Source organism: Pseudomonas sp. NPDC090592 (genome assembly GCF_044769185.1).
In the GTDB taxonomy this organism is placed as follows: Bacteria; Pseudomonadota; Gammaproteobacteria; order Pseudomonadales; family Pseudomonadaceae; genus Aquipseudomonas.
In genome coordinates, this window is record NZ_JBIVXJ010000062.1 from 1 (window position 1) to 7,020 (window position 7,020).

Here is a 7,020-nt window from a genome sequence, read left to right on the forward strand (position 1 = left end):
GATCGTTGTGCAAAGCTCCACATCAGTGGAAGACAGGGTTACTTGCTTCGAACTATGCTTTTTCATGGTCTCGCCCTCGCTGCCGTTGGCTTCTTCGAACGCCACCGTGGCACTGTGATGCCTCGGCGGGGGCGAGTCCATCGATTACACAAGACCGCGCAGTATTTGCCATGCGCCGACACCTGTAGGAGCGGCCTTGTGTCGCGAAAGGCCTGCGAAGCAGGCCCAAAAATCCGACAGGATAAAACCGAGACAAAGAAAAAGGGCATCTCATGCGAGATGCCCTTTGTTCATGGTGGGTCGTGTAGGATTCGAACCTACGACCAATTGGTTAAAAGCCAACTGCTCTACCAACTGAGCTAACGACCCCAAAATGGTCGGGGTGAGGGGATTCGAACTCCTGACATCCTGCTCCCAAAGCAGGCGCGCTACCGGACTGCGCTACACCCCGGGTCTTTCAAAAAAAAGGGCATCTCAACTGGAGATGCCCTTTTCTACATGGTGGGTCGTGTAGGATTCGAACCTACGACCAATTGGTTAAAAGCCAACTGCTCTACCAACTGAGCTAACGACCCGGAAAATGGTCGGGGTGAGGGGATTCGAACTCCTGACATCCTGCTCCCAAAGCAGGCGCGCTACCGGACTGCGCTACACCCCGAGATGGCTCCGCGACCTGGACTCGAACCAGGGACCCAATGATTAACAGTCATTTGCTCTACCGACTGAGCTATCGCGGAACTGAACTTCGGTACTACTTTCCGATTTGCTACTCCGAAGACTGTGTTCGCTTCGGACTCTTTAGCTTCACCGCTTTCGCGTTGTCGCTGCTGAGGCCGGCTATTCTACATTCTTCGTTTTGCTTGTCAACCACTTTTTTTCATTCAACTTACTGATTTGTAAGTTGTTTTGCGATCACCGATATTGCTGGTGATTCGCTTAGTGCCTGACAACGCGGCGTATATTAGGGGCACTCGTTTTTTGATGCAAGCAAAAATTTCAAAAATTTCAGCGGGTTATCAAGATAGCCTGCGAAGGCCCGGAATTGCTGGGGCTGTGCCGGCCTATTCGCGGGCTCGCCCGCTCCCACAGGTACGGTGTTGCGCTCGAAATTTGCACAAATCCTGTGGGAGCGGGTTCACCCGCGAAGCGGCCAGTGCCGGCAACCAGGCGAAAAAAAGCCCCGCAAATGCGGGGCTCAGGGTGAAGCAGCTCAGCCAAAGACGATTTCGTCGCCTTCCACCTTGGCGGTGATCGCCGAACCCGGCAGGAACTTGCCTGCCAGAATCAGCTGCGCCAGCGGGTTTTCGATCCAGCGCTGGATGGCCCGTTTCAGCGGCCGTGCGCCGTAAACCGGGTCGTAACCCACGGCAATCAGCTTGTCCAACGCCTCCGGGCTCAAGCTCAGCGACAGTTCGCGCTCCAGCAAACGGCTGCGCAGGCGGCCCAGCTGGATTTCGGTAATGCCGGCAATCTGCTCGCGGCCCAGTGGCTCGAACACCACCACTTCGTCGATACGGTTGATGAACTCCGGACGGAAGTGCGCACCCACCGCATCCATCACTGCCGCGCGTTGCGCCTCGCGGTCACCCACCAGTTCCTGGATCTGCGCCGACCCCAGGTTGGAAGTCATCACGATCACGGTGTTGCGAAAGTCCACGGTGCGCCCGTGGCTGTCCGTCAGGCGGCCGTCTTCCAGCACCTGCAACAGCACGTTGAACACATCCGGGTGGGCCTTCTCCACCTCGTCCAGCAGCACCACCGAGTAAGGCTTGCGCCGTACGGCCTCGGTCAGGTAACCGCCCTCTTCATAGCCTACATACCCTGGTGGGGCACCGATCAGGCGAGCCACGGAGTGTTTCTCCATGAACTCGGACATGTCGATGCGCACCATCGCCTCTTCGGTGTCGAACAGGAACTCGGCCAGCGCCTTGCACAGCTCGGTCTTGCCCACGCCGGTCGGGCCGAGGAACAGGAATGAACCACTTGGCCGGTTCGGGTCGGACAGCCCGGCACGCGAACGGCGCACGGCGTTGGCTACGGCGGTTACCGCCTCGCCCTGGCCGATCACGCGCTGGTGCAGCAGTTCTTCCATCTTCAGCAGTTTTTCGCGTTCGCCTTCAAGCATCTTGGCCACGGGGATGCCGGTCCACTTCGACACCACTTCGGCAATTTCTTCCTCGGTCACCTTGTTGCGCAGCAACTGGTTGTCGGTCTTGCCGTGCTGGTCGACCATCTGCAGGCTGCGCTCCAGGTCCGGGATTACCCCGTACTGCAGCTCGGCCATGCGGCTCAGGTCGCCTTTGCGACGGGCAGCTTCCAGCTCCTGGCGGGCCTGCTCGATCTTTTGCTGGATCTGCGCAGAGCCCTGCACTTCGGCCTTTTCCGAGGCCCAGATCTCTTCCAGGTCAGAATATTCACGCTCCAGCCGCTCGATTTCCTCGGTCAGCTTCTCAAGGCGTTTTTTTGCCGCTTCGTCTTCTTCTTTCTTCAGCGCCTGCGACTCCACCTTCAGCTGGATCAGGCGGCGATCAAGGCGGTCCAGCACCTCGGGCTTGGAGTCGATCTCCATGCGGATGCGGCTGGCCGCTTCGTCGATCAGGTCAATCGCCTTGTCCGGCAGCTGGCGGTCGGTGATGTAACGGTGGCTGAGCTTGGCCGCAGCGATAATGGCGCCGTCGGTGATGGCCACCTTGTGGTGCACTTCATAACGCTCTTTCAGGCCACGCAGGATGGCGATGGTGTCTTCTTCGCTCGGTTCTTCTACCAGCACTTTCTGGAAGCGGCGCTCCAGGGCGGCGTCCTTCTCGATGAACTGGCGGTACTCGTTCAGCGTGGTGGCACCCACACAGTGCAGCTCACCGCGGGCCAGGGCCGGCTTGAGCATGTTGCCGGCGTCCATGGCGCCCTCGCCTTTGCCGGCGCCGACCATGGTGTGCAGTTCGTCGATGAACAGGATGATCTGGCCTTCCTGCTTGGACAGTTCGTTCAGCAGGCCTTTCAAACGCTCTTCGAACTCGCCACGGTACTTGGCACCGGCAATCAGCGCCCCCATGTCCAGCGCCAGCAGGCGCTTGCCTTTGAGGCCGTCGGGCACTTCACCATTGATGATGCGCTGGGCCAGGCCTTCGGCGATGGCGGTTTTACCCACGCCAGGTTCGCCGATCAGCACCGGGTTGTTCTTGGTACGGCGTTGCAGCACCTGCACGGTACGGCGGATTTCGTCGTCACGGCCGATCACCGGGTCCAGCTTGCCTTCTTCGGCACGCTTGGTCAGGTCGACGGTGTATTTGTCCAGGGCCTGGCGCGACTCTTCGGCGTTGGCGTCATTCACTGCCGCACCGCCACGCAGGTTGTTGATGGCGTTTTCCAGGGCCTTCTTGGTCACGCCCTGGCTCAGCAGCAGTTTGCCGAGCTTGCTGTTTTCGTCCATGGCGGCCAGCACTACCAGTTCGCTGGAAATGAACTGGTCACCTTTCTGCTGGGCCAGCCGGTCGGCCTGGTTGAGCAGGCGCGCCAGGTCCTGCGACATGTTCACGTCGCCGGTGGGGTTCTGGATTTTCGGCAGCTGGTCGAGTTCTTTCACCAGTGCCTGGCGCAGGCTGTTGATGTCGAAGCCTACCTGCATCAGCAGCGGCTTGATCGAACCGCCCTGCTGTTCGAGCAGTGCCTGCAGCAGGTGCACGGGCTCGATGGCAGGGTGGTCCATGCCTACGGCCAGGGATTGAGCATCGGATATTGCAAGTTGCAGCTTGCTGGTCAAACGGTCGATTCGCATGGTGTACCTTCCTTTAAAGGGCAGGTCGGAGCGATGGACAGCGCCTGTTTATAAAGAAACCTGCCTGAGATGACCTTATAGATAAGGCTGATTCTGGAAGATTCAAGCGTAGCGGGGTTGACCGGGGTCAACCCGTTGGATTAGCGGGGGGCATTCGCGGGTGAACCCGCTCCCACAAGTACTGCACCGCTCTCAAGGACTGTGATTACCCTGTGGGAGCGGGTTCACCCGCGAAAGGGCCGGTACAGGCTAGCGAGGATCCAGCCACACCAGGGAAGCAAACCGCCCACCCTGCGGGGTACGGCGATAGGAAAAGAACCGCTCATCGCTAACCGTGCACAAGCCACCGCCATAAACAGCCGTCACCCCACGCGCCGCCAGGCGAATGCGCGCCAGCTCATAGATGTCGGCCATCAGCTTGCCCGGCCGCTCACCCTCGACAAAGGCCCGAGCCGCTTCCGGGTGCACTGCCGTGAAGGCATCACGCACCTCCAGCCCCACTTCGAAAGCCTGCGGGCCGATGGCCGGGCCCAACCACACCAGCACCTCTTCTGGCGCCAGCGCCAGGCGGTCCAGCGTGGCTTCCAGCACGCCACCGGCCAACCCGCGCCAGCCGGCATGCGCCGCTGCCACACGCGTGCCCGCCCGGTCGCAGAACAGCGCAGGCAGGCAATCGGCAGTCATCACGGTACAGGCAATGCCAGGCTGGTCGGTCCAGCTGGCGTCGGCCTCGGCCACCACGGCCGGGTCGGCATCGGCCACTACCAGCCCATGCACCTGCTTGAGCCAGGCCGGCTGGATGCCGAATTCGCTGCTCAGGCGTTGGCGGTTCTCGGCCACTGCTGCGGGGTCATCCCCCACATGGTCGCCAAGGTTGAAGGTTTGGTAGGGCGGCAGGCTGACGCCGCCCTGACGGGTGGTGACGCAGGCGCGAACCGAGGCCGGGGCCGGCCAGTCGGGGAACAGCAGCGACTGCGTCAGGCCGCTCATCCGATAAAGCTCTCGCGGTCTTCGTTCAGCAGCGTCAGCAGCCAGAGGAAGTCATCCGGCAGTGGCGACTCCCACTTCATGATTTCACCGGTAATCGGGTGGGCCAACGCCAGGAAACGCGCGTGCAGTGCCTGGCGAGGGAAGGTCTTGACCGCCTCGACCATGGTTGGGCTGGCAGCCGGTGGAATGCGGAAGCGCCCACCGTACGTCTGGTCGCCGACCAGCGGGAAACCAACATGGGCCATGTGCACGCGAATCTGGTGGGTACGGCCGGTTTCCAGCTTGACCCGCACGTGCGTGTGCGAGCGGAAGCGCTTGAGTACGCGGTAATGGCTGACCGCCGGCTTGCCGCCGTCGGTAACGGCCATGCGCTGGCGCATGCCGCCGTGGCGACCGATCGGTGCATCGATCTTGCCACCGGAGGTCACCACGCCAATCACGATGCACTCGTAGATGCGGCTGACCTTGCGGGCTTGCATTTGCTCAACCAGCTTGGTCTGCGCCTGCAAGGTCTTGGCCACTACCATCAGGCCCGTGGTGTCTTTATCCAGGCGATGAACGATACCGGCACGCGGTACATTGATGATGTCTGGCACGTGGTGCAGCAGCGCATTGAGCAGGGTGCCGCTGGCATGGCCGGCGGCCGGGTGTACAACCAGGCCTGCCGGCTTGTTGATCACCAGGATATGCTCGTCCTCAAAGACGATATCCAGCTCGATGTCTTCTGCGATCCACTCGCCCTGGGCTTCCTGTTCGGCCTGCAGAGCCAGGACAGAGCCACCATAGACGGTATCGCGAGGGCGCACGACGGCGCCATCGACCGTCAGGCGGCCTTCTTTGATCCACGTAGTAAGCCGCGAACGCGAGTACTCGGCGAACAATTGGGCGGCGACCTGGTCGAGGCGTTGACCGCCCAGATCGGACGGTACCTCTGCGCTAAGTTGAATGATCTCGGACATGCTCGATTCGGCGGGCGCACAGCCTTTGGTTTCGGCTGCGAGCTTGTGGTTAAATACGGCTTCTTTTGTCCCGGGGTTGGCCGGGGCGCTCATCATAACAGGACGGCACCGCCCAAGACAGCGGCCGTCAAAGGGACGCAAGCCGCCATGCAAGTGAAACACCTGCTGCTGATCGCCATCCTCGGGCTTACCGCGGCCTGTTCCTCCAATAAAGAGGTCATTGACGAGAACCTCAGCGAAGCCGAGCTGTACCAGCAGGCGCAAGCTGACCTGGACAACTCCAGCTACACCAGCGCCGTGAACAAGCTCAAGGCCCTGGAGTCGCGCTACCCGTTCGGCCGCTATGCCGACCAGGCGCAGCTCGAGCTGATCTACGCCAACTACAAGAACTCCGAGCCCGAGGCTGCCAAGTCGGCTGCCGAGCGCTTCATCCGGCTGCACCCGCAGCACCCGAACGTCGACTACGCCTACTACCTGAAAGGCCTGACCTCGTTCGACCAGGACCGTGGCCTGCTGGCGCGCTTCCTGCCGCTGGACATGACCAAGCGTGACCCGGGTGCCGCCCGCGACTCGTACAACGAGTTCGCCCAGCTGACCAGCCGCTTCCCCAACAGCCGCTACGCGCCAGACGCCAAGCAGCGCATGATCTACCTGCGCAACCTGCTGGCCTCGTATGAAATCCACGTAGCCGACTACTACCTGAGCCGCCAGGCTTATGTGGCCGCCGCCAACCGTGGCCGCTACGTGGTCGAAAACTTCCAGGAAACCCCCTCGGTCGGCGACGGCCTGGCGGTGATGGTCGAGTCGTACCAGAAGATGCACCTGGACGAACTGGCTGCCAGCAGCCTGGAAACCCTCAAGCTCAACTACCCGGACCACCCGAGCCTGGCCGATGGCGAGTTCCAGCCCAAGCAGACCGAGTCTGACGGCCGCGGCTGGCTGTCCAAGGCCACCCTGGGCCTGATCGAGACCGACACCCCGCTGCCGCCGGGTGAAACCCGCGCCAACCAGGACGTGGTCAAGCAGTTCCAGGACGCGCGCGACGAGATGCCGCAAGAGCTGCTGCCAAAAGACGAGAATGGCGACCCGATCGTGCCGGAAGGCCCCAAAGAAGCCGAAAAAGACCGCTCCTGGTTCAGCTACATGACCTTTGGCATGTTTGACTGATCCACAGCGGTAAATGAAAGGGAGGCCTTGGGCCTAATGCCAGTCAGTTAAGACTGCCGGGGCTGCTGCGCAGCCCATCGCAGGCAAGCCAGCTCCCACAGGGATCGCATCAGGGCTGACAGGTGTTTG

General features: G+C 61.4%; 4 protein-coding genes and 5 tRNA genes. 1 reads left to right on the top strand and 8 read right to left on the bottom strand.

Annotation, left to right across the window (positions count from 1 at the left end; all coding sequences use genetic code 11):
* Nucleotides 1–293 precede the first annotated feature (293 nt).
* The 8 genes from ACIQUI_RS28290 to rluD form a co-directional block, all read right to left on the bottom strand.
* Nucleotides 294–369 (bottom strand) — tRNA-Lys (locus tag ACIQUI_RS28290).
* Between the two features lie 5 nt (nt 370–374).
* Nucleotides 375–451: transfer RNA gene (locus ACIQUI_RS28295), tRNA-Pro, on the bottom strand.
* Between the two features lie 48 nt (nt 452–499).
* Nucleotides 500–575: transfer RNA gene (locus ACIQUI_RS28300), tRNA-Lys, on the bottom strand.
* A gap of 6 nt (nt 576–581) precedes the next feature.
* A tRNA-Pro gene (locus ACIQUI_RS28305) sits at nt 582–658 on the bottom strand.
* 3 nt (nt 659–661) lie between these two features.
* Nucleotides 662–737, bottom strand: a tRNA-Asn gene (locus ACIQUI_RS28310).
* 473 nt (nt 738–1,210) lie between these two features.
* Nucleotides 1,211–3,775: an ATP-dependent chaperone ClpB gene (gene clpB, locus ACIQUI_RS28315; protein ID WP_403204361.1), complete on the bottom strand. Its 2,565-nt coding sequence runs from the start codon at nt 3,773–3,775 to the stop codon at nt 1,211–1,213.
* Nucleotides 3,776–4,024: 249 nt separating this feature from the next.
* The gene (pgeF, locus tag ACIQUI_RS28320; protein ID WP_403204363.1) at nt 4,025–4,765 is read right to left on the bottom strand and encodes a peptidoglycan editing factor PgeF; all 741 of its coding nucleotides are present in this window, start codon (nt 4,763–4,765) and stop codon (nt 4,025–4,027) included.
* On the bottom strand, nt 4,762–5,724 hold the full coding sequence (gene rluD, locus ACIQUI_RS28325; protein WP_403204366.1) for a 23S rRNA pseudouridine(1911/1915/1917) synthase RluD: 963 nt from the start codon (nt 5,722–5,724) through the stop codon (nt 4,762–4,764). The genes pgeF and rluD overlap by 4 nt, the downstream gene beginning before the upstream one ends.
* A gap of 147 nt (nt 5,725–5,871) precedes the next feature.
* Here rluD and ACIQUI_RS28330 point away from each other — a divergent pair, with 147 nt between their 5' ends.
* Nucleotides 5,872–6,891, top strand: a complete 1,020-nt coding sequence (locus ACIQUI_RS28330) for an outer membrane protein assembly factor BamD (RefSeq protein ID WP_403204369.1) — start codon at nt 5,872–5,874, stop codon at nt 6,889–6,891.
* Nucleotides 6,892–7,020: the final 129 nt, after the last annotated feature.

What these genes read in the sequence shown, in the direction of transcription:
- clpB (WP_403204361.1), bottom strand. Translation starts at nt 3,775, where the DNA reads ATGCGAATCGACCGTTTGACCAGCAAGCTGCAACTTGCAATATCCGAT.
- pgeF (WP_403204363.1), bottom strand. Translation starts at nt 4,765, where the DNA reads ATGAGCGGCCTGACGCAGTCGCTGCTGTTCCCCGACTGGCCGGCCCCG.
- rluD (WP_403204366.1), bottom strand. Translation starts at nt 5,724, where the DNA reads ATGTCCGAGATCATTCAACTTAGCGCAGAGGTACCGTCCGATCTGGGC.
- ACIQUI_RS28330 (WP_403204369.1), top strand. Translation starts at nt 5,872, where the DNA reads ATGCAAGTGAAACACCTGCTGCTGATCGCCATCCTCGGGCTTACCGCG.